Annotated in this window: 21 protein-coding genes; 9 read left to right on the top strand and 12 right to left on the bottom strand. The window is 61.2% G+C overall.

Annotated features, from left to right (window positions below; genetic code table 11):
• Positions 1 to 17 precede the first annotated feature (17 nt).
• The 5 genes from mrdA to AC07V4_RS23235 form a co-directional block, all read right to left on the bottom strand.
• Positions 18 to 1916, bottom strand: a complete 1899-nt coding sequence (gene mrdA / locus AC07V4_RS23255; RefSeq protein ID WP_492638241.1) for a penicillin-binding protein 2 — start codon at positions 1914 to 1916, stop codon at positions 18 to 20.
• Between the two features lie 15 nt (positions 1917 to 1931).
• Complete coding sequence (gene rlmH, locus AC07V4_RS23250; RefSeq protein ID WP_003176297.1) at positions 1932 to 2399, bottom strand: 23S rRNA (pseudouridine(1915)-N(3))-methyltransferase RlmH; 468 nt, start codon at positions 2397 to 2399, stop codon at positions 1932 to 1934.
• A 9-nt stretch (positions 2400 to 2408) separates the two neighbouring features.
• On the bottom strand, positions 2409 to 2903 hold the full coding sequence (rsfS, locus tag AC07V4_RS23245) for a ribosome silencing factor (RefSeq protein WP_492638242.1): 495 nt from the start codon (positions 2901 to 2903) through the stop codon (positions 2409 to 2411).
• A gap of 69 nt (positions 2904 to 2972) precedes the next feature.
• Positions 2973 to 3617 carry a nicotinate-nucleotide adenylyltransferase gene (gene nadD / locus AC07V4_RS23240; RefSeq protein WP_431752245.1) on the bottom strand — a complete coding sequence of 215 codons (645 nt, stop codon included), beginning with the start codon at positions 3615 to 3617 and terminating at the stop codon, positions 2973 to 2975.
• Positions 3617 to 4882: a glutamate-5-semialdehyde dehydrogenase gene (locus tag AC07V4_RS23235; protein ID WP_492638243.1), complete on the bottom strand. Its 1266-nt coding sequence runs from the start codon at positions 4880 to 4882 to the stop codon at positions 3617 to 3619. Before AC07V4_RS23235 ends, nadD begins: the two co-directional genes overlap by 1 nt.
• A gap of 175 nt (positions 4883 to 5057) precedes the next feature.
• Here AC07V4_RS23235 and AC07V4_RS23230 point away from each other — a divergent pair, with 175 nt between their 5' ends.
• On the top strand, positions 5058 to 5741 hold the full coding sequence (locus AC07V4_RS23230) for a DNA-3-methyladenine glycosylase (protein WP_492638244.1): 684 nt from the start codon (positions 5058 to 5060) through the stop codon (positions 5739 to 5741).
• 116 nt (positions 5742 to 5857) lie between these two features.
• Complete coding sequence (locus AC07V4_RS23225) at positions 5858 to 7174, top strand: bifunctional DedA family/phosphatase PAP2 family protein (protein WP_492638245.1); 1317 nt, start codon at positions 5858 to 5860, stop codon at positions 7172 to 7174.
• Here the strand turns inward: AC07V4_RS23225 and AC07V4_RS23220 are convergent.
• From AC07V4_RS23220 to AC07V4_RS23210, 3 genes are read right to left on the bottom strand one after another with little or no spacing between them, the layout of a single operon-like run.
• Positions 7168 to 7761: an LON peptidase substrate-binding domain-containing protein gene (locus AC07V4_RS23220; RefSeq protein WP_431750685.1), complete on the bottom strand. Its 594-nt coding sequence runs from the start codon at positions 7759 to 7761 to the stop codon at positions 7168 to 7170. The genes AC07V4_RS23225 and AC07V4_RS23220 overlap by 7 nt on opposite strands.
• Positions 7762 to 7782: 21 nt before the next feature.
• Positions 7783 to 8499 (bottom strand): LrgB family protein, encoded by a 717-nt coding sequence (locus tag AC07V4_RS23215; protein WP_492638246.1) that lies wholly within the window; start codon positions 8497 to 8499, stop codon positions 7783 to 7785.
• Positions 8496 to 8849 (bottom strand): CidA/LrgA family protein, encoded by a 354-nt coding sequence (locus AC07V4_RS23210; protein WP_431750683.1) that lies wholly within the window; start codon positions 8847 to 8849, stop codon positions 8496 to 8498. The genes AC07V4_RS23215 and AC07V4_RS23210 overlap by 4 nt, the downstream gene beginning before the upstream one ends.
• A gap of 158 nt (positions 8850 to 9007) precedes the next feature.
• Between AC07V4_RS23210 and AC07V4_RS23205 the strand changes: the two genes are divergently transcribed.
• The 3 genes from AC07V4_RS23205 to AC07V4_RS23195 all read left to right on the top strand — a co-directional run bounded on the left by AC07V4_RS23205 (position 9008) and on the right by AC07V4_RS23195 (position 11959).
• Complete coding sequence (locus AC07V4_RS23205; protein ID WP_431750682.1) at positions 9008 to 9463, top strand: MaoC family dehydratase; 456 nt, start codon at positions 9008 to 9010, stop codon at positions 9461 to 9463.
• A gap of 105 nt (positions 9464 to 9568) precedes the next feature.
• Positions 9569 to 11287 (top strand): C13 family peptidase, encoded by a 1719-nt coding sequence (locus AC07V4_RS23200; protein WP_431750681.1) that lies wholly within the window; start codon positions 9569 to 9571, stop codon positions 11285 to 11287.
• Positions 11288 to 11317: 30 nt separating this feature from the next.
• Positions 11318 to 11959 (top strand): oxidoreductase, encoded by a 642-nt coding sequence (locus tag AC07V4_RS23195; RefSeq protein ID WP_431750680.1) that lies wholly within the window; start codon positions 11318 to 11320, stop codon positions 11957 to 11959.
• Positions 11960 to 12073: 114 nt separating this feature from the next.
• Here the strand turns inward: AC07V4_RS23195 and AC07V4_RS23190 are convergent, their stop codons facing one another.
• The 4 genes from AC07V4_RS23190 to AC07V4_RS23175 are packed head-to-tail and all read right to left on the bottom strand — an operon-like array spanning position 12074 to position 16300.
• A complete protein-coding gene (locus AC07V4_RS23190) occupies positions 12074 to 12358 on the bottom strand; it encodes a YceK/YidQ family lipoprotein (RefSeq protein WP_431750679.1) in 285 nt (94 codons plus the stop codon).
• Entirely contained in the window at positions 12351 to 12980 is a 630-nt protein-coding gene (ubiX, locus tag AC07V4_RS23185; protein ID WP_060754740.1) for a flavin prenyltransferase UbiX, read from the bottom strand. Before ubiX ends, AC07V4_RS23190 begins: the two co-directional genes overlap by 8 nt.
• A complete protein-coding gene (gene mpl, locus AC07V4_RS23180; RefSeq protein ID WP_492638247.1) occupies positions 12977 to 14326 on the bottom strand; it encodes a UDP-N-acetylmuramate:L-alanyl-gamma-D-glutamyl-meso-diaminopimelate ligase in 1350 nt (449 codons plus the stop codon). Before mpl ends, ubiX begins: the two co-directional genes overlap by 4 nt.
• Positions 14327 to 14383: 57 nt before the next feature.
• On the bottom strand, positions 14384 to 16300 hold the full coding sequence (locus AC07V4_RS23175; protein WP_492638248.1) for a sigma-54-dependent Fis family transcriptional regulator: 1917 nt from the start codon (positions 16298 to 16300) through the stop codon (positions 14384 to 14386).
• Positions 16301 to 16571: 271 nt separating this feature from the next.
• On the opposite strand from AC07V4_RS23175, the gene exaC reads away from it, so the two are divergent.
• The 4 genes from exaC to eutC all read left to right on the top strand — a co-directional run bounded on the left by exaC (position 16572) and on the right by eutC (position 22037).
• Positions 16572 to 18092, top strand: a complete 1521-nt coding sequence (gene exaC / locus AC07V4_RS23170) for an acetaldehyde dehydrogenase ExaC (protein ID WP_431750676.1) — start codon at positions 16572 to 16574, stop codon at positions 18090 to 18092.
• Between the two features lie 216 nt (positions 18093 to 18308).
• Positions 18309 to 19742, top strand: coding sequence for an ethanolamine permease (gene eat / locus AC07V4_RS23165; RefSeq protein WP_492638249.1), 1434 nt, complete (start codon positions 18309 to 18311; stop codon positions 19740 to 19742).
• Between the two features lie 64 nt (positions 19743 to 19806).
• On the top strand, positions 19807 to 21201 hold the full coding sequence (locus tag AC07V4_RS23160; RefSeq protein WP_492638250.1) for an ethanolamine ammonia-lyase subunit EutB: 1395 nt from the start codon (positions 19807 to 19809) through the stop codon (positions 21199 to 21201).
• Positions 21198 to 22037, top strand: coding sequence for an ethanolamine ammonia-lyase subunit EutC (gene eutC, locus AC07V4_RS23155; RefSeq protein ID WP_492638251.1), 840 nt, complete (start codon positions 21198 to 21200; stop codon positions 22035 to 22037). The genes AC07V4_RS23160 and eutC overlap by 4 nt, the downstream gene beginning before the upstream one ends.
• The last annotated feature ends 71 nt before the right edge of the window (positions 22038 to 22108 follow it).

Genomic DNA, 22108 nt, shown 5'->3' with positions numbered 1-22108 from the left:
AGAGGATGCGGTCAAAATTACTCTTCACGGGCCGTAACCTCGGGGCTTGAAGGGGGGCCGCCATATTCGGGCTTGAGCCTGCCGTCGTCGGCCAACAGCCAGGCGTCCATCACTTGGCGTACCACAGGAGCGGCAACGCCGGAGCCGGACTCACCGTTTTCGACCATCACCGCCACCACGATTTTCGGGTCGTCCGCCGGGGCGAAACCGACAAACAAGGCGTGGTCACGGTGACGTTCCTGAACCTTGGAGCGGTCGTATTTCTCACCCTGCTTGATCGCGACCACCTGGGCCGTACCACTCTTGCCGGCGATGCGATATTGCGCGCCAACCGCCGCCTTGCGTGCCGTACCGCGAGCGCCGTGCATCACTTGCTGCATGCCATGGTTGACCTTGGTCCAGTCGGACGGGTCGCGCAGTACGATGTCGGGAATCGGGTTTTCGTCCACCGGCTTTTCGCCTTCGATGGTCTTGGCCAGGTGCGGACGGTTCCAGATACCTTTGTTCGCCACCAGCGCCGTGGCCTGGGCCAGTTGCAAAGGCGTTGCCTGCATATAGCCCTGGCCGATGCCGAGGATCAGGGTTTCGCCCGGGAACCACGCCTGACGACGGGTCGCACGCTTCCATTCCCGTGACGGCATCAGGCCAGGGGATTCTTCGAACATGTCCAGGGAGACTTTCTGGCCGAGGCCGAACTTGCCCATATAGGCAGACAAGCGATCAATCCCCAGCTTGTGGGCCAAGTCGTAAAAATAGGTGTCGTTGGAGCGCATGATTGCGGTGTCCAGATCGACATAGCCGTCACCCGTGCGGTTCCAGTTACGGTATTTGTGGTCATAGTTGGGCAGCATGTAGTAGCCCGGGTCGTACACGCGGCTCGATGCCGTGACCACGCCCGAATCCAGGCCGGCAATCGCCACGGCCGGCTTGATGGTCGAGCCTGGCGGATACAGTCCGCGCAACACGCGGTTGAACAGCGGACGGTCGATGGAATCACGTAGTTCGGCATAGGCCTTGAAGCTGATGCCGGTGACGAACAGGTTCGGGTCAAAGCTCGGCTGGCTGACCATCGCCAGCACTTCGCCGGTGGCCGGGTTCAGAGCGACTACTGCGCCACGTCGACCGCCAAGCGCCATCTCCGCCGCTTCCTGCAGCTTGATGTCCAGGCTCAGCACAATGTCTTTGCCAGGGATCGGATCAGTGCGCTTGAGTACCCGCAGCACGCGGCCACGGGCGTTGGTCTCGACTTCTTCGTAACCCACCTGGCCATGCAACTCGGGCTCGTAGAAGCGCTCGATGCCGGTCTTGCCGATATGGTGAGTGCCGCTGTAGTTGACTGGGTCGAGGGTTTTCAGCTCTTTCTCGTTGATCCGCCCCATGTAGCCAACCGAGTGCGCAAAGTGCGGCCCTTGCGGGTAATGCCGCACCAACTGCGCCACCACCTCCACACCGGGCAGGCGGAACTGGTTCACCGCGATCCGCGCGATCTGCTCTTCGGTCAGCTCAAACAGGATCGGCACCGGCTCGAATGGCCGTCGCCCCTGTTTCATACGCTTTTCGAAGATCGCCCGGTCTTCCGGCGTCAGTTGCAGCACTTCGACAATGACATCGAGGATCTGCTGCCAATCGCCGGAACGCTCACGAGTCATGCTCAGGCTGAAGCTGGGCCGGTTATCGGCCACCACCACGCCATTGCGGTCGAAAATCAGGCCACGGGTCGGCGGGATCGGCTGCACATGCACCCGGTTGTTTTCCGACAAGGTGGAGTGATAGTCGTACTGGATCACCTGTAGGAAATACAGGCGCGCGATCAGCACGCCCATCAGGACCACCACCAGAATCGCACCAAACACCACCCGCGCGCGTACCAGACGTGCGTCTTTCTCATGGTCCTTGATGCGGATCGGTTGAGTCATCGGGAGGGGCGCAGATTATTTGTGGTAAGGGTGCCCGGACAGAACTGTCCAGGCGCGATACAGCTGTTCACCGATCAGAATCCTTACCAACGGGTGCGGCAACGTCAGCGCCGACAGCGACCAGCGCTGATCGGCCCGCGCACAGACTTCAGGTGCCAGCCCTTCCGGGCCACCCACCATGAAGTTGACGGTACGCGAGTCCAGGCGCCAGCGATCCAGCTCCACCGCCAACTGCTCGGTGCTCCAGGGTTTGCCGTGCACTTCGAGGGTGACGATGCGCTCGTTAGGGCCGACCTTGGCCAGCATGGCTTCGCCTTCCTGACGGATAAAGCGGGCCACGTCGGCATTCTTGCCCCGGGTATTGAGCGGTATTTCCACCAGTTCCAGCGACAGCTCAGCGGGCAGACGCTTGGCATACTCGTGCCAGCCTTCTTCCACCCACTTGGGCATGCGTGAACCGACAGCGATCAGACGCAGGCGCACAGCCGTTCCTTATTCCTGGTCTTTGTTGAGCTTGTCGAAGTGTGCGTGGCCCACTTCCGGGCTGTGGTGCTTGCCATCAGCGGCACGGCTCTGCTCGGCGCCTTTCCACAGACGCTCCAGGTCATAGAACTGGCGAGCGTTGGAAGTCATCATGTGAACGATCACGTCGTCCATGTCCAGCAATACCCAGTCGCTGTCGCCCTTGCCTTCTTCACCCAGCGGCTTCACGCCTTGGGCTTTGACGGCTTCACGGACCTTGTCCAGCATCGCGCCGATCTGACGGTTCGAAGTACCGGTAGCGATGATCATGAAGTCGGTGATGCTTTGTTTGTCACGCACGTCCAGCACCTGGATATCCTGGGCTTTAACGTCTTCCAGGGCAGCCACGGCGACTTTTACCAGATCTTCGCCAGCCAGCTCCGGGCCGGTGTGGGCTTCAACCGGCAACGGCGCGCTTTTGAAGGTGCCTTTGCGCTTAACTTTGCTTACGTCTTTGTTCGTCATATAAAACTCGTTTTGCTCGTATGTTCGGGCGCTCGCTGCACATTCATTCGTGCGTTCAAGCGCGCCTTTTCAGTTCGACGCACGGTAAAGTCCGTGCGCATCGATGTAGGCCAGGACCGCGTCAGGCACCAGGAAACGTACCGACTTACCGCTGGCCAGCAGTTGACGGATCTGGGTGGCGGACACCGCAAGCGGGGTCTGCCAGACGAATGCAATATTCCCGTTCGGCCCGGTCAGGGCCAAGGGGTCACTTACCGACCGCGCGGCCAGCAGGTTGCGCAAGGCATCCGGCGGTTCGCTGTCGGCATCCGGGCGTTGCAAAACCAGGATGTGGCAATGCTGGAGGAGTTCCTCCCAGCGATGCCAAGAGGGCAGGCCGCAGAATGCGTCCCAGCCCAAAAGCAGAAACAACTGGTCATCCGCGGCCAACTCGGCGCGCATCAGCTCCAGGGTGTCAACAGTGTAGGACGGTTTATCGCGCTTGAGCTCGCGGTCGTCCACCACCAACGGCGTTATGCCTTCCACTGCCAGGCGCACCATTTCCAGGCGCTGCCGTGGCGACACTTGCGGCGTATCGCGATGCGGCGGCCGGGCGTTGGGCATCATGCGCAGCTCATCCAGCGCGAGGGCATCCGCAACTTCCAGGGCACTGCGCAAATGGCCGATGTGCACGGGGTCGAAAGTACCGCCGAGCAGCCCGATGCGTTTAGCCATCAAGTGCGCACATGACCGTCGCCGAACACCACGTACTTCTCGCTGGTCAGGCCTTCCAGCCCAACCGGGCCACGGGCGTGGAGCTTGTCGGTGGAAATACCGATCTCCGCGCCCAGGCCATATTCGAAGCCGTCGGCAAAGCGCGTCGAGGCGTTGATCATCACCGAGGCGGAATCCACCTCGTTGAGGAAGCGCCGGGCATCGCTGAAATGTTCGGAAACAATGGCGTCGGTGTGCTTGGAGCCGTAGGTGTTGATGTGTTCGATGGCTTCGTCCAGGTCGTCGACAATCTTGATCGACAGGATCGGTGCCGTGTATTCGGTGTACCAGTCCAGCTCGGTCGCTTCGATCACGTCCGCGCCCAACAGCGCACGGGTACGTTCGCAACCACGCAGTTCAACGCCCTTGTCGCGGTAGATGGCAGCCAGCGGCGGCAGCACGCGCTCGGCAATGCCGGCGTGCACCAGCAGGGTTTCCATGGTGTTGCACGGGGCGTAGCGGTGGGTCTTGGCGTTGTCGGCGATGCGGATGGCCTTGTCGATATCGGCAGCGATGTCGATATAAACGTGGCACACGCCGTCCAGGTGCTTGATAACAGGCACCTTGGCATCGCGGCTGACGCGTTCGATCAGGCTCTTGCCACCGCGCGGCACGATCACATCGACGAATTCCGGCATGGTGATCAGCGCGCCAACGGCAGCGCGGTCGGTGGTTTCGACCACTTGCACCACTTCGGCAGGCAATTCGGCCACGGCCAGGCCCTGCTGGATGCAGGCCGCAATGGCACGGTTGGAATTGATCGCCTCGGAACCGCCACGCAGGATGGTGGCGTTGCCGGACTTGAGGCACAGGCTCGCAGCGTCGATGGTCACGTTCGGGCGCGACTCGTAAATGATGCCGATCACGCCCAGGGGCACGCGCATCTTGCCGACCTGGATGCCGGACGGCAGGTAACGCATATCGCGGATTTCACCGATGGGGTCAGGCAGCTTGGCCACCTGACGCAGGCCTTCGATCATGTCGTCGATACGCGCCGGGGTCAGCGCCAGGCGGTCCAGCAGGGCCGGCTCCAGGCCATTGGCGCGACCGTTGGCCAGGTCTTGCTCGTTGGCGGCAGTGAGCTCGGAGCGCGAAGCATCCAGAGCGTCGGCGGCGGCCAGCAGGGCGCGATTCTTCTGCGCGGTGCTCGCACGGGCGATCAACCGCGAGGCCTGACGGGCAGCGCGACCCAGGCGGGTCATGTAGTCAAGAACGGACTCAGTCATGGTCAGGGAGTCTTGGCAGGGAGGAAAGCGGCAGATTATAGCTGTGACGCCGCCCGACTGACAGCGGTGAGGGGCGGATGGTCGAAATGAACTGTAAAAACCTGGGGTTCAGCGGTAATTAAGGTGGGAGTTGTTATGATTCCGTCACATTTAGCCGTATTAACCTCCAACCGCCATGACCATTTTTTTGCCCGAACGCCCCGCCAGCGCCCTGCCCGACAGCTTCTTCGACCGTGACGCGCAAATTCTTGCGCGAGAATTGCTCGGAAAAGTCATCCGCCATCGCGTCGGCGATATCTGGCTTTCAGCGCGAATTATTGAAACCGAAGCCTATTACGTGGCCGAAAAAGGCAGTCACGCCTCACTCGGCTACACAGAAAAGCGTAAGGCTTTGTTTCTGGATGGCGGCCATGTCTACATGTACTACGCCCGTGGCGGCGACTCGCTGAACTTCAGCGCCCAGGGCCCGGGCAATGCCGTCCTGATCAAATCGGCCTACCCGTGGGTAGACGAAGTGTCCGGCCCAGCGAGCCTGGCGCAGATGCTGCTGAACAACCCGGACGCCAACGGCCACCCACGCGCCTCGCAAAAGCTGTGCGCCGGCCAGACCCTGCTGTGCAAGGCACTGGGCCTGAAAGTGCCGATGTGGGACGCCAAGCGCTTTGATCAGGAGCGGCTCTACGTTGAAGACGCAGGCCAAACGCCGACACACATTATCCAGACCACCCGCCTGGGCATCCCCAGTGGACGCGATGAACACCTGATGTACCGCTTTGTGGATGCTGGCTACGCGCCGTACTGCACGCGGAACCCGTTACGCCGAGGCCAGGTCGAAGGCCGCGATTATTTTCTGATTTGAACACGCCGCCTCCTGCTGAAAACCAATATCAGCAGCAAAGCAGATCCCATGTGGGAGGGGGCAAGCCCCCCTCCCACATTTTGATCCTCAGTGTTCCCCATGATGGAGTGGAGCGTATGAGCCAATGGCTCGATAGCATTACCGGCTGGCTGTCCCTGAACCCCGAGTGGCTGGCGGTGGCGGTGTTTATCGTCGCATTCATAGAGTGCCTGGCCATCGCTGGGGTCATCGTGCCGGGCACAGTGTTGCTGTTTGCGATTGCCGCACTGGCCGGCAGCGGCACACTGTCCTTGAGTGAAACCTTGCTGCTGGGCTTTCTCGGCGGCTTGTTGGGCGACGGGATTTCCTATTACCTGGGCCGCCACTTCCATCAGAATATCCGGCGCTTGCCCGGCCTGCGCCATCATCCCGAATGGATGAGCGGCGCCGAGACCTACTTCCACAAGTACGGAATCGCCAGCCTGTTGGTAGGCCGTTTCATCGGCCCATTACGCCCCATGCTGCCGATGGTGGCCGGCATGTGCGACATGCCTTTCCCACGTTTCGCGGCGGTGAGCATTGTTGCGGCGGCAGGTTGGTCGGTGGCTTACCTGCTGCCGGGCTGGGCGACCGGCGCAGCGTTCCGCCTGCCATTGCCGGAAGGTTTCTGGCCACAGGCCGGCATTGTCGCAGCCTGCCTGGCCGTGCTGCTGGGGCTGAGCCTGAACAGCAGCCTGCGCGGCCACCGTCGCGCCACCCTGTGGGTAGGTTGCGCCTGCCTGACGCTGTTGATCGCACTGTTTATCGGCTACCCGCACCTCGACGCATTCGATCAGGGCTTGAGCGCACTGGTGCAGGAGCACCGTAGCCCGTGGCTGGACGAAGCCATGGTAATGATCACCCAGCTGGGCGAGTTCAAGAAGATGTTCGTTGCCAGCGCGGTATTCACCGCTTTACTGCTACTGGCGCGGCAATGGCGACACGCCCTTTTTGTCGGTGCAACATTGGCCGGCGCGGCGGTGATCAACACCGGCACCAAACTGTTTTTCGCCCGTGGCCGCCCGGACATCCTGACAGACCCGTTGACCAGCTTCAGCATGCCCAGCGGCCACGCCTCCGGCGCCTTCGCGTTTTTCCTGGCACTGGCAGTGCTGGCCGGTCGTGGGCAACCCACGCGGTTGCGCCTGACCTGGCTGTTGCTGGGGTGTATTCCCGCCGCGTTTATCGCACTGTCGCGGGTGTACCTGGGCGCACACTGGCCCACCGACATCCTGGCCGGCACACTACTGGCGATGACGGTATGCGCCTTCAGCCTGACCGCCATCCAATACCGCAGCCCGCTGCCGCCCATGTCGCAAAAAACCTGGTGGTTGCTGCTGCCGGTCGTGGTGGTGGTATTGGGCTTTATCGCCCTCACCGGCACCTCCCACGCCATGCTGCGCTACGCCTACTGAGTGAAGAGCTCACCCTGCAACTCGTCGAGCAACATCTGGATCGCATCCAGCCGCAGTTGCGGATCGTCGAGTTGCAGCAGGTCGACCTTGTCGGCCTCGGTGAACGGCAGCAGGTAGGCCAACTGATTGCCCAGCGCCTGCTGGCCATCAGCGTGGGTCCCCATGTCCAGCGAGGCGACCATCGGATGTTCTGCCAGGGCATGCAGCAGGGCCAGCAAATCTGCATCCTCTTCTTCCAATGCCTGGTCCGGCAGCTCTTCCAGCCATTGCACTTCGGCCACCAGCAACTGGTCCTTCTGCACGCCGGCATCGCGTACGCGGAAACGGCGCCCGCCTTCAACGCGAATCCCCAGCAGCCCGTTGTCCTGCTGCTTGAAGTCGCGAATCAACGCTTCGCAGCCGATCAACGCGTAACCGTCGGGGGCCATGCCCACTTCCTTGCCGTCGAGGATGCACACCACGCCGAAGCTTTCGCCCTTTTTCATACAGCGACTGATCATATCCAGGTAGCGCGCCTCGAACAGTTGCAGGTCGAGGGTGCAGCCAGGGAACAGCACGGTATTGAGCGGGAACAGCGCCAGACTCATAAAGGTTTCCTTAAACCCGGTTTAAACGATCACCGACACGGCCAGTGGCAGGAACACTGCCGTGGCCACGCCCATCAGACTCATGGCCAGCGCCGCAAAGGCGCCGCATTCTTCGCTTTCCTGCAAAGCCACTGAAGTGCCTACGGCGTGAGCGGTCATGCCCAGCGCCATACCGCGAGCTTCAGGGCTGCGCACGCCCAAGGCCGACAGATACGCCGGGCCGATCATCGCGCCGATCACGCCGGTGATCAGCACAAACACCGCCGCCAACGCAGCCACGCCGCCGATTTGTTCAGCCACCAACATGGCGATCGGTGAAGTGACCGACTTGGGTGCCATGGTCATCAGCATCATATGTTCGGCACCGAACCACCAACCCAGCCATACACACAAACCGGTGGCCAACACGCCACCTATCACCAGCGTAGTAAAGATCGGCCAGAACAATTGGCGAATCCGCCGCAGGTTCAGATAAAGCGGCACGGCCAGGGCGACGGTCGCAGGGCCGAGCAAGATGCCCATGATCTCGGTGCTCTTGCGGTATTCGGTGTAGCTCAGGCCGCAACTGATCAATACGCCGATCACCAGCAACATGGAGACGAGTACCGGTTGCAGGAAAATCCAGCGGGTTTTCTCGAACCCTGCCAGCACCAGTTGATAGGCGCCCAGAGTGATACCGATGCCGAACAAGGGATGATGAATCACAGCCGTCCACGCGCCCATCCAGTCGAAGGTCATTGGTCCTTCTCCTTGCGTTTGACCATCTGCTGCATCAGCACGCCGACAAAGCCCATGGCGATCACCAGCGACACCACCAGCGCACCGACGATGGCCCAGAAGTCGGCAGCAATGTCCTTGGCGTACACCATCACGCCCACCGCCGGTGGCACCAGCAGCAGCGGCAAGTAACGCAACAGGCTGCCGGCCGCCTGGCTCAGGGGCTCGCCGACTTCACCGCGCCATATCAGGAAACCCAACATCAGCAGCAAGCCGATGATCGGCCCCGGCAGCACCGGCAACAGCAAATGGTTGATCGCCGTGCCGATCAATTGAAACAGCACCAGCCAGGTCAGGCCACGTAACAGCATCCGCTCTCTCCCCTCAAAGCTCGCCCGCATTATAAGCATGCCCGCCCTATGCTCCGGCATTCGCCAAAAGCATGGTGGGTTGACCGAGCCGATTGCCCATGATGATCTACCATGGATCTCGCAAATCTATAAAAATCGATGAACCAAGGAGAGTCGCAATGCCCTATGTACCTGTAGCGCAGCTCAAAGATTATGTCGGCAAGGAACTGGGACGTTCCGAATGGCTCACCATCGACCAGGCGCGTATCAACCTGTTCGCAGAAGCCACCGGCGATCATCAGTTCATCCACGTCGACCCGGTCAAGGCCGCCCAGACCCCGTTCGGCGGCACCATCGCCCACGGTTTCCTGTCGCTGTCGCTGATGCCCAAGCTGATGGAAGACATCCTGATCATGCCCGAGGGCCTGAAGATGGCGGTCAACTATGGCCTGGACAGCGTGCGCTTCATCCAGCCGGTGAAAGTGAACTCCAAGGTCCGCCTGAACGTCACCCTCACCGACGTCAGCGAGAAAAAGCCGGGGCAATGGCTATTTAAAGCCACTGCTACCCTGGAAATCGAAGGCCAGGAAAAACCCGCTTACATCGCCGAGTCGTTGTCACTCTGCTTCGTATAAGGTCGGCCCTGTGGCGAGGCGATAAACCTTGCCACAGTGTATGTAAATTTATGTATGAATCTCGCAGCTGCGGCATACTCGGCGCTCAATTATCCGGATCCCGCTATGCGCCCACTCGCTCCCCTTGCCCTTGCCCTGTTGCTCACCGCTTGCGGAGACGGCGAATCGCTGTTGCCGCCCGATGCGCGCCTGCCCGATGGTGGCCGCTATCGGGGCGATGTGGTCAACGGTTTGCTGCAAGGCCAGGGCCGTGTGGACTACCCCAACGGCAGTTGGTACGCCGGCCAGTTCGACAAGGGCCAGTGGCACGGCCAGGGCGAATGGCATGGCAGCAACGGCGAAGTCTATAAAGGCCAGTTCCAGCAAGGCTTGTTCGATGGCCAAGGCAGCCTGACCACTTCGGGCAGCAGCTACGTGGGCGGCTTCAAAAACGGTCGACGTAACGGCGAAGGCACCCTCAAAGAGGGGCAAATGACCTATCGCGGCGAATTCCTGGACGACCAGTATTCCGGCCTCGGCCGCCTGGAGCTGGCTGACGGCAGCCAGTACCAGGGCCAGTTCGCCCATGGCAAGCCCAATGGCGAAGGCCAGCGCAACGACGACAGTGGCAACCAGTTCAGCGGCCACTTCGTCGACGGCCAACTCGAAGGGAATGGCACCTTCAACAGCGCCGAGGGCGATATCTATGTCGGCCAGTTCAAGCAGAACCAGCTCAACGGCAAAGGTCGCTATGAAAATGCCGACGGCGACGTGTGGATCGGCCAGTTCAAGGAAGGCGCCCTCAGCGGCAAGGGCGAGCTGATCGGTGTAGATGGCAGCCACTATGTGGGCCAGTTCAGCGAATGGCGCTTTACCGGTGAGGGTCGCCTGAACCTCACCGATGGCAGCTTCTATATCGGCGGTTTCGACAGCGACAACTATCAGGGCAAAGGCACCCTCGTCCTCACCGACGGCACCGTACAGGCCGGCACCTGGGTCAACGGCATGCGGGTCCGCGACGCCGACGGCAAGCTGCTGCCTGACCCGCTGGAAATCGGCGTGCTGGCCCAAGGTCGCTTGCTGGATGAGGCGCTTGCTGCCGTGCCGCGCTCCACGCCTGCCGTCGAGCTCTACACCCTGGCCGTCGCCGGTGATGGCAAGCAAAGCGTGTTCCTGCGCGAAGCGGATTACGTCAGCAACATGCTCGCCACCCGCTTCGGTGCGCATGGGCAGATTCGCCTGGTCAACCATCGCGACCATATCGCCGACCGCCCGCTGGCGACGCGCGAAAGCCTGCGCCGGGCCGTGCAGACCCTGGCCGAGCGCACGGGGCCGGAAGACCTGGTGTTCATCTATATGACCAGCCACGGCACCCACGAACACGAGTTCGTGCTGGACCAGCCACGCATGGAACTGGCCGACTTGCCCGCCGACGAACTGGCCGCCGTGCTCGAGCCGCTGAAAAACCGTGACAAGATCATCGTGATCTCCGCCTGCTACTCGGGCGGCTTCATCCCGGCACTCAAGGATGAACGCACCTTGATCATGACCGCCTCCCGCGCCGATCGCGTGTCGTTCGGCTGCTCCGAGGAAGCGGACTTCACCTACTTCGGCGACGCCCTTTTTGCCCAGGCTTTCAACCAGACCGACGATTTGCAGCAAGCCTTCAAGCTGGCGCAACTGCACGTGGCCGAGCGTGAACAAGCTGACAATTTCGAGGCCTCGGAACCGCAGATGTGGGCCCCCAAAGGCGTGATCGCCCATTGGCAACTCTTACGTAAACAGCAGGCACGAAAGGCGCTCGAAAGCGTCTCAATGAATAGCAAGGAAGCCAAAGGCAACTAAGCTGTAACGTGTAACAAAGGGGGAAACACCATGTACCTGACACCTCAACATATCCTGTTGGCCGGGGCCTCCGGACTGACCGGAGAGCACCTGCTTGACCGCCTGCTCAACGAGCCCACGGTGACCCGCGTACTGGCACCGAGCCGCAAACCCCTGGCCGAACACCCACACTTGGAGAACCCGGTGGGTGACCCCGCCGTGTTCCTGCCGCAACTGAGCGGCCAGGTGGATATCGCCTTCTGCTGCCTGGGTACCACCATCAAGCAAGCCGGCTCGGAGGCCGCCTTTCGCGCCGTCGACTTGGACATGGTCGTGGCGTTTGCCAAACGCGCACGCGAAATGGGTGCACGCCACCTCATCGTGATCAGCGCCATTGGTGCCGACCCGAAATCCTCGATCTTCTACAACCGCGTCAAAGGCGAGATGGAACAAGCGCTGAAAGCACAGGACTGGCCGCAACTGACCATCGTGCGACCTTCGTTGCTGCTGGGAGACCGGCTGGAGCCTCGCTTGGCCGAGCAACTGGCCGGCCCCTTGTCACGCTTGATTCCGGGTAAATACCGCGGCATTGAAGTATGCGAACTGGCCCGGGCCATGTGGCGACTGGCACTGGAAGAGCAGGATGGGGTGCGGGTGGTGGAGTCGGATGAGTTGCGCAAGCTAGGCAAGTAATTTTGTGGTGAACAGAAGGGCGTCATCGCAGGCAAGCCAGCTCCCACATTTGGAATGCATTCCCCTGTGGGAGCCGGGCTTGCCCGCGATGAGGCCAGCACAGCCACCGGTCATCTAAAGACCACCCGTAGCGTTGAAGCCAACCCCAAGTACCGTCAACACCGACAGCGGCAACAACAGCGTATCCAGTACCGCACTGGCCGGCAGGTCGACATGGGGATAGCTCGGCGCCTCGGCACCAAAACGGTCCTTGGCGCAGCAACCCCCATTGATTGCATACAAATCCAACCGCGTGCCGGCATACACCACCGGAGCTCCCGGCTGCGCCGCGTCCAACGTGCGTGCAGTGGCGCAGCCCGTCAGTTGCAGCGCCAGCAGGATCGACAGCGCCTTATTCATCACTGCTCAAATGGTGTTCACCCCAACGTGGCAGCATGTCCTGGGGAATATTCAGCAGGTTGAGAATGCGCGCCACCACGAAATCCACCAGATCATCGATGGTCTGCGGCTGGTGATAAAAGCCCGGCGACGCCGGCAAGATGGTCACGCCCATGTTCGACAGCTTGAGCATGTGCTCCAGGTGAATGCTCGAATACGGCGCTTCACGTGGGACCAGGATCAATTGACGACGCTCCTTCAACGTCACGTCGGCGGCCCGCTCGATCAAGTTATTGCACGCGCCCGTGGCAATCGCCGACAACGTACCCGTGGAGCACGGCACCACGACCATCGCGGCCGGCGCGCCGGAGCCGGAGGCCACGGGCGACATCCAATCCTCCTTGCCGTACACCTTGATCTGGCCCGCCGCCGCACCGGTGTATTCGGTGAGGAACGCCTGCATCGTCTGCACCTTGGCGGGCAGTGCGACATCGGTCTCGGTTGCCATCACCAACTGCGCAGCCTTGGAGATCAGAAAGTGCACCTCGCGGTCTTCGCGCACCAGGCAATCGAGCAGGCGCAAACCATAGGGCGCGCCAGAGGCACCGGTCATCGCCAGGGTGACGCGCTCGGGGCCGCTCACTTCAGCGCCTCAGCCAATTTACCGTGCAGGCCACCAAAGCCGCCGTTGCTCATCACTACCACGTGGGTCCCCGGTTTGGCCTGATGCTTGACGTGTTCGATGATGCCTTCGATAGAGTCGCAGACGATGGAGGGTATCGTGCACAGGGCTGCAATCGCCGGCAGGTCCCAACCCAGATTGGTTGGCGCATACCAGACGACCTGATCAGCGTCGTTGACGCTTTCCGGCAAGCCATCGCGGTGCGCGCCCAGTTTCATGGAGTTGGAGCGCGGCTCGACAATCGCAATGATCGGCGCGTTACCGACACGCTTGCGCAGGCCATCAAGGGTGGTGGCAATCGCCGTCGGGTGGTGAGCGAAATCATCGTAGATAGTAACGCCATTCACATCAGCGACCTTTTCCATGCGGCGCTTAACGCTTTTGAAGGCGCTCAAGGCGGCGATGCCCATCGACGGCACCACGCCGACATGCCGTGCGGCAGCCAGCGTTACCAAGGCGTTGGCGACGTTGTGCTGGCCGGTCATGGCCCAATCGACAATGCCCTGGGCTTCACCGTTAAACAGCACTTCAAATCGAGAACCGTCTTCGCTCAGCAGTTTGACCTGCCACTGCCCGCCCGTACCGGTGGTTTGCACCGGGGTCCAGCAGCCCATCTCGATCACGCGCTGCAGGGCCGGCTCGGTGGTGGGGTGGATGACCAGGCCTTCGCTCGGAATGGTACGCACCAAGTGATGGAATTGCCGCTCGATCGCTGTCAAATCAGGGAAAATGTCCGCGTGATCAAACTCAAGATTATTCAGGATCGCCGTACGCGGACGGTAGTGAACGAACTTGGAGCGCTTGTCGAAGAACGCACTGTCGTACTCATCCGCCTCAATGACGAAAAATGGCGTGTCACCCAGGCGCGCCGACACCGAGAAATTCTGCGGTACGCCGCCGATCAGGAAGCCAGGGCTCATGCCCGCATGCTCCAGCACCCAGGCCAGCATGCTGCTGGTGGTGGTCTTGCCGTGGGTGCCCGCGACCGCAAGCACCCAACGGCCTTGCAGCACATGGTCCGCCAGCCACTGCGGGCCGGACACATACGGCAAGCCTTTGTTGAGCACGTATTCGACCGCAGGGTTGCCACGCACCATGGCATTGCCGATCACCACCAGGTCGGGCACCGGGTCAAATTGCGACGGGTCGTAGCCTTGGGTCAGCTCGATGCCCTGGGCCTCGAGTTGCGTGCTCATGGGCGGATAAACGTTGGCATCGGAGCCAGTAACATGATGGCCCAGCTCTTTGGCCAGAACCGCCATCGAGCCCATGAATGTGCCGCAAATACCGAGAATATGAATGTGCATAGTCGACCTCGTAAAACATCGAGGCAGGTTAGCGCAGGGAGGGGCAAATCGCACTCTTTAGCTGAGCGCGTGACGGGCAATGCCATGTCTGCGCAGCTTTCTATAGAGCGTGTTGCGACTGACGCCCAACTGTTCCGCCGTCTGTGTCATATGCCAGCGTTGCTGCTCCAGGGCCGTTAGCAGCACAAGGCGCTCGGCATCTTCCAACGGCGAATCCACAGGTTTGGCCTCGGCGACCGTCACAGGCCGGGCCTGACGAATAGGCTGGGGTAAGTCCTCAAGGCCCACACGCCCCTCATCACACAATGCCACCAAGGTGCGCAGCACCGTGCGCAACTGTCGAACGTTGCCCGGCCAGCCGAAAACCAAGAGCGCCGCACGCACTGCCGGGTCGAGCAATACCGTCTGCCCGCCCGCCTCTTGCGCCAACAGGAAGTCCAGCAACTGCGACTTATCCGTGCGCTCGCGCAAGGCCGGCAAGGCGATTTCCAAGCCATTGAGGCGGTAATACAAATCTTCGCGGAAGCTGCCGTCCTGCACGCGTTCAAGCAGATTACGGTGCGTGGCGCTGATAATTCTGACGTTCACCGCCTGGGGTTCACCGCCGATGGGCACCACCAGACGATCTTCCAGCACCCTTAATAGACGGGTCTGCAAGGCCAGCGGCATGTCGCCGATTTCATCCAGGAACAACGTGCCGCCATCGGCCTGTTGCAACTTGCCACGCATGCCATCCTTAAGTGCCCCGGTGAAGCTGCCGCCGCGATAGCCGAACAGCTCGCTCTCGATCAGGCTTTCGGGGATGGCGGCACAGTTGAGCGCAACAAACGCACGGTCGGCGCGCTGGCTGGCCAAGTGCACGGCTTTGGCAAAGGCTTCCTTGCCGGAGCCGGTTTCACCATTGATCAGCAGCGGTACGTCACGCTCGAATACGCGCAGGGCTTTGCGAAACCCTTCCTGCAACGCGGAGTCGCCCAGACAGATACCCGGCAGGCGCGGCTTTTGGGTCACTGGCCTGGCGGGCGGTGCCGATACACGGACCGGCTGGCCGCGCAACGCCGCGAACAGGTGCCGCCCGTCCCGCGTGCGCAACGGCCAACTGGCCGTGGCATTAGCACTGGCGCGGCCGAGCAACTGGTCTAGGGAGCATTCGAAGAACGCTTCCACCGATTGCCCCAACAAACCGACGCGAGCCTGTCCCAACAGGTTCAAGGTGCTCTGATTGACCGCACAGATGCGCCCTTCTCCATCGAACGCCAGCAAGCCTTCGCTGAACAGCCCCACAGACTCTGCTTGAAGGTGAAACCTTAATAACCAGTGGTTTTCAAAATGCCGCAGGAAGTAACAACTCTCGATCATCTTCGCCGAAAGGTTCACCAGCGCCATGGTGTGGAACTGGCTCTGGCGCGACACGGCCTCCCGCGCCGATGACACATCCAGCACCGCCAGCAATTCGCCATGGGGATCGAACACCGGGCTCGCCGAGCAGGTCAGCCCGGTATGGCGCCCACGAAAATGCTCATCGCGGTGAATGGTCAGGGACTGGCGCTCCACCAGGCAGGTGCCGATGCCATTGGTGCCTTCGCAGGCTTCGCTCCAATCGGCACCGAGCCACAGCCCGGCCCGCTCGAAGATTTTGCGCTCGGACGGCGCGGTGACACAGTTGAGGATGACCCCGCGGGCATCGGTGAGCAGCACCGCGTGGCCGGCGCCGGACAGCTGTTGATGCAGGCTGTTCATCTCACTGCCGGCGATGTGCAGCACCTGCTGCAGGCGCTCGCGGCTTTCCAGCAGGCGGCCGTGTTCAAGCACGGTGGGGGCAATGGTCAACGCGGGGTCGAGGTGATAGTCCTCCAGGCAACGCAGCCAGGAGCGGGCGATGGACGGGTCGCTGCCCGGGCCTTGGGAAAGGTCTTGTCCACGGGTGACGGTCAAGACTTGCTGGGCATGGCGACTGAAATGATCGTTGTGCATGTTCTTATTATTCTCCCTGCGTGAGAACGGCCAGCATCCCCCAGCCATCCGACCAATGCAATCCCGGGCCGACTCATCGGTCACAGGCTGTACCGCTTATGGCACAAACTGTCACCCAGACTGTGCCAGGCGTGCCACATGAATGCCCTGCCACAAACCCTAAACCCTTGATTTAACTGACCTGCAACGCAGTGGCCCGACCTTTGCTCTACGCTTTATCAAGCGCTTTGCGCTGCACTCCAATAAACATAAAAGCCAGGAGATACCCACCATGCGTTACGCACACCCCGGTACTGAAGGCGCGCTCGTTTCGTTCAAGGCCAAGTACGGCAACTACATCGGTGGCGAATTCGTTGCACCGGTCGATGGCAACTATTTCACCAACACCTCGCCGGTCAACGGCAAGCCTATCGCCGACTTCCCCCGCTCCACCGCCAAAGACATCGACAAGGCGCTGGACGCCGCCCATGCCGCCGCTGACGCCTGGGGCAAGACCTCGGCTCAGGACCGCTCGCTGGTGCTGCTGAAAATCGCCGACCGTATCGAGCAGAACCTCGAACTGCTGGCCATCACCGAAACCTGGGACAACGGCAAGGCCGTGCGTGAAACCCTCAACGCCGACATCCCACTGGCCGCCGACCACTTCCGCTACTTCGCTGGCTGCATCCGCGCCCAGGAAGGCACCAGCGCCGAAATCAACGAACTCACAGCGTCCTACCACTTCCACGAACCGCTGGGCGTGGTCGGCCAGATCATCCCGTGGAACTTCCCGCTGTTGATGGCCGCCTGGAAACTCGCACCCGCCCTGGCCGCCGGTAACTGCGTGGTGCTCAAGCCTGCCGAGCAAACCCCTCTGGGCATCAACGTACTGATGGAACTGATCGGAGACCTGCTGCCACCGGGCGTGCTGAACGTGGTACACGGTTTCGGCAAGGAAGCAGGCGAAGCCCTGGCGACCAGCAAGCGTATCGCCAAGATCGCCTTCACCGGTTCCACCCCGGTGGGCTCGCACATCATGAAGTGCGCCGCCGAGAACATCATTCCCTCCACCGTGGAGCTGGGCGGCAAGTCGCCGAACATCTTCTTTGCCGACATCATGAAAGCCGAGCCGTCGTTTATCGAAAAGGCCGCCGAAGGCTTGGTGCTGGCGTTCTTCAACCAAGGCGAGGTGTGCACCTGCCCATCCCGCGCACTGGTAGAAGAGTCGATCTACGACGACTTCATGAAAGTGGTGATGAAGAAAATCGAGCAGATCAAACGCGGCGATCCCCTGGACACCGACACCATGGTCGGCGCCCAGGCGTCCGAGCAGCAGTTCGACAAGATCCTGTCTTATCTGGAAATCGCCAAAGGCGAAGGCGCGCAGCTACTGACTGGCGGCAAGGTCGAGCAGCTCAGCGGCGATATGGCTGGCGGCTATTACATCCAGCCGACCTTGCTCAAAGGCACCAACGAAATGCGCGTGTTCCAGGAAGAAATCTTCGGCCCGGTGGTGAGCATCACCACCTTCAAGGACGAAGCTGAAGCCCTGGCAATCGCCAACGACACCGAGTTCGGCCTGGGCGCCGGTGTGTGGACCCGCGACATCAACCGCGCCTACCGCATGGGCCGCGCGATCAAGGCCGGTCGCGTGTGGACCAACTGCTACCACCTGTACCCGGCGCACGCCGCGTTTGGCGGTTACAAGAAGTCCGGTGTAGGGCGTGAGACCCATAAGATGATGTTGGATCATTACCAGCAAACTAAAAACTTGCTGGTGAGTTACGACATTAATCCGCTGGGCTTCTTCTAACTTAACCGTCTAGCAGGCGACCAGTTCCCAACTTGAAATGCAATCAAGTGTGGGAGCTGGCTTGCCTGCGATGGCAGTGTATCAATCAAATATGCGGTAGCTGACAGACCGCTTTCGCAGGCAAGCCAGCTCCCACATTTGAGCTTCGCAAGTAACTGCTACCTCATCCGGCGCAAGCAGGTCGAGTTAAAACAATAAGAACGGACGGTACTTCCCATGTCTAGCGAACCTACAAGTTCTTCTGTCGACTTCGAAAAAGTCGACTCCCAATATTTCCAACAACGCGAACTGAAAAAAGGCGCCGCCGGATGGGTGCTGCTGGTCGGCCTCGGCGTTGCCTATGTGGTCTCCGGCGATTACGCCGGTTGGAACTTCGGCCTGGCCCAAGGGGGTTGGGGCGGTATGTTCCTCGCCACATTGCTGATGGCCACCATGTACCTGTGCATGTGCTTTTCCCTGGCCGAACTGTCTTCCATGATTCCTACAGCCGGTGGCGGCTACGGTTTTGCCCGTAGCGCCTTCGGCCCCTGGGGCGGCTTCCTCACGGGCACCGCGATCCTTATCGAATACGCCATCGCGCCCGCCGCCATCGCGGTGTTTATCGGCGCGTATTGCGAGTCGCTGTTCGGCATTGGCGGCTGGATGATTTACCTGGCGTTCTACATCATCTTTATCGGCATCCACATCTTTGGTGTGGGCGAAGCCCTGAAGCTGATGTTTGTCATTACCGCCGTGGCCGCGATTGCCTTGGGCGTGTTCCTCGTGTCGATGGTGCCGCACTTCAACGTGGCCAACCTGCTGGATATTCCGGTGACCGAAGCCAAGGGCGCCAGCACCTTCCTGCCATTCGGCTACGTCGGCGTGTGGGCGGCGATCCCTTATGCAATCTGGTTTTTCCTCGCAGTAGAGGGTGTACCCCTGGCTGCCGAAGAAACCAAGAACCCCAAACGCGACCTGCCACGGGGCCTGATCGGCGCCATCGTGGTGCTCACCAGTTTTGCCCTGTTGATCCTGGTGATTGCGCCGGGCGGCGCGGGCACTTACGCCCTGATCAAGTCAGGCAACCCACTGGTTGAAGCGCTGGCGTTGTCCTACGGCGGCTCGACCTGGATGGGCAGTTTCGTCAACCTGGTCGGCCTGGCCGGGCTGATCGCCAGCTTTTTCTCGATTATCTACGCCTATTCGCGGCAGATCTTCGCCTTGTCCCGCGCCGGTTACCTGCCGCGCAAACTGTCCCAGACCAATAAAAGCAAAGCACCGGTACTGGCGCTGGTGATCCCCGGCATCATCGGTTTCGGCCTGTCGCTGACCGGCCAGGGTGATTTGCTGATCCTGGTCGCGGTGTTTGGCGCGACCATTTCCTACGTGCTGATGATGGCCGCGCACATCACCTTGCGCATCCGCCGCCCCAAAATGGACCGTCCGTACCGCACACCGGGCGGGATCTTTACTTCGGGCATCGCGCTGGTACTGGCCTGCGTGGCCGTGGTGGCGGGCTTCCTGGTCGATCCGCGCGTCGTGATTGGCGCGGCGATCATCTATGGAGTATTAATTGCTTACTTTGCTTTCTACAGCCGGCATCACTTGGTAGCAGGCACGCCGGAAGAAGAATTCGCGGCGATCCAGGCCGCAGAAGCCGCCTTGCACTGATAGCCGTAAACCTCGACGCGGGCGCTTTACCCACAGGTTGCCCGCGTCGCCAAGGAGACACTGTATGGCAAGTTTTTCCCACGCGGTGGGTGCACACACCTACCGTTTCGACAGCCTCAAGGACGTGATGGCCAAGGCCAGCCCCGCACGCTCCGGGGATTTCCTCGCGGGCGTCGCGGCGCAAAACGACGGTGAACGCGTGGCCGCGCAAATGGCGCTGGCGAATATTCCGTTGAAACACTTCCTCGAAGAAGCGCTGATCCCCTACGAAAGCGATGAAGTCACCCGACTGATCATCGACACCCACGATAAACAGGCGTTTGCCCCGGTCAGCCACCTGACGGTCGGCGGCCTGCGCGACTGGCTGCTCAGCGATGCCGCCGACGAACAAACCCTACGCTCCCTGGCGCCAGGGCTGACACCGGAAATGGCCGCTGCCGTGTCGAAGATCATGCGCGTGCAGGACCTGGTCCTGGTGGCGCAAAAGATCCGTGTGGTCACGCAGTTTCGCGGCACCATGGGCTTGCGCGGGCGTTTATCCACCCGTCTGCAACCCAACCACCCCACCGATGAACCCGCAGGCATTGCCGCCAGCATTCTCGATGGCCTGCTCTACGGCAACGGCGACGCCATGATCGGCATCAACCCAGCGACCGACAGCATCGCCTCGATCTGCGCCATGCTGGAGATGCTCGACGCGATCATCCAACGCTACGAAATCCCGACCCAAGCCTGCGTGCTGACCCACGTCACTACCTCCATCGAGGCCATCAACCGTGGCGTGCCGCTGGACCTGGTGTTTCAGTCGATTGCCGGCACCGAGGCGGCCAACGCCAGTTTCGGCATCAACCTGAGCGTGCTGCAGGAAGGGTACGAAGCGGGCCTGAGCCTGAAGCGTGGCACCCTCGGCCAGAACCTGATGTATTTCGAAACCGGCCAGGGCAGTGCCTTGTCGGCCAACGCGCACTTTGGTGTCGACCAGCAAACCTGCGAAACCCGGGCCTACGCCGTGGCGCGGCATTTCAAACCGTTCTTGGTGAACACGGTCGTAGGATTCATCGGCCCGGAGTACCTGTACAACGGTAAGCAGATTATTCGCGCCGGGCTCGAAGACCACTTCTGCGGCAAGTTGCTCGGCGTGCCGATGGGTTGTGACATCTGCTACACCAACCACGCCGAAGCCGACCAGGACGACATGGATACCCTGCTGACCCTGCTGGGTGTGGCCGGGATCAACTTCATCATGGGCATCCCCGGCTCCGACGACATCATGCTCAATTACCAGACCACGTCATTCCACGATGCCCTGTACGCCCGCCAAACCTTGGGTCTGAAGCCGGCGCCGGAGTTTGAACAATGGCTGGCGAAAATGGGCATCTTCACGCAAGCCGACGGCAAGGTGCACTTCGGCAACAGCCTGCCACCAGCGTTTCGCCACGCCTTGGCGCAATTGGGATGAAGGAGCCGCCCGTGCAATCACTCGAACTGCCCGACAACCCGTGGCTGGAACTGCGCCGCCTGACACCGGCGCGTATTGCCCTGGGCCGTACCGGCACCAGCATCCCCACCAACGCACAGCTGGATTTCCAATTCGCCCACGCCCAGGCGCGCGATGCCGTGCATTTGCCCTTCGACCATGGCGGCCTGAGCAGCCAGTTGGCCGAACGCGGGCGTGACAGCCTGTTGCTGCACAGTGCCGCCGCCGACCGTCACCTTTACCTGCAACGCCCAGACCTGGGGCGACGCCTGAGTGAGGAGTCAGCTCAACAATTGCGGGACTACGCCGACGCCAACCCGGGCGGCGTCGACCTGGCCGTCGTCGTCGCCGATGGTTTGTCGGCGCTGGCGGTGCATAAACACACCATGCCGTTTCTTACACGGATGGAGGAACAGACCCACGCTGAAGGCTGGTCCTTGTCGCCGGTCATTCTGGTGGAACAAGGCCGTGTGGCCGTCGCCGACGAAATCGGGCAACTGCTCGGTGCCAAGATGACCGTGATCCTGATCGGCGAACGACCCGGGCTGAGTTCGCCCGATAGCCTGGGGCTGTATTTCACCTACAACCCCAAGGTCGGCCTTACCGATGCCTACCGCAACTGCATCTCCAATGTGCGCCTGGAAGGCTTGAGCTACGGCATGGCGGCCCATCGCCTGCTTTACTTGATGAAAGAGGCGTGTCGCCGGCAGCTGTCGGGGGTCAACCTCAAGGACGAGGCGCAGGTTCAGACCATCGAGTCGGATAACCCCGACCTGATGAAAGGGAATTTCCTACTCAGCCCACCGGATGACCGATAGCGGCACGATTGCGCTTTTTAGCGCCGTTAGGCAGCATCGAGTCACGGCCGCTTGTGTGGTCATCCCCCATT

The sequence above is a fragment of the Pseudomonas sp. GW821-FHT03A09 genome (assembly GCF_059421065.1).
This window is presented reverse-complemented; position numbering and strand designations above follow the sequence as displayed.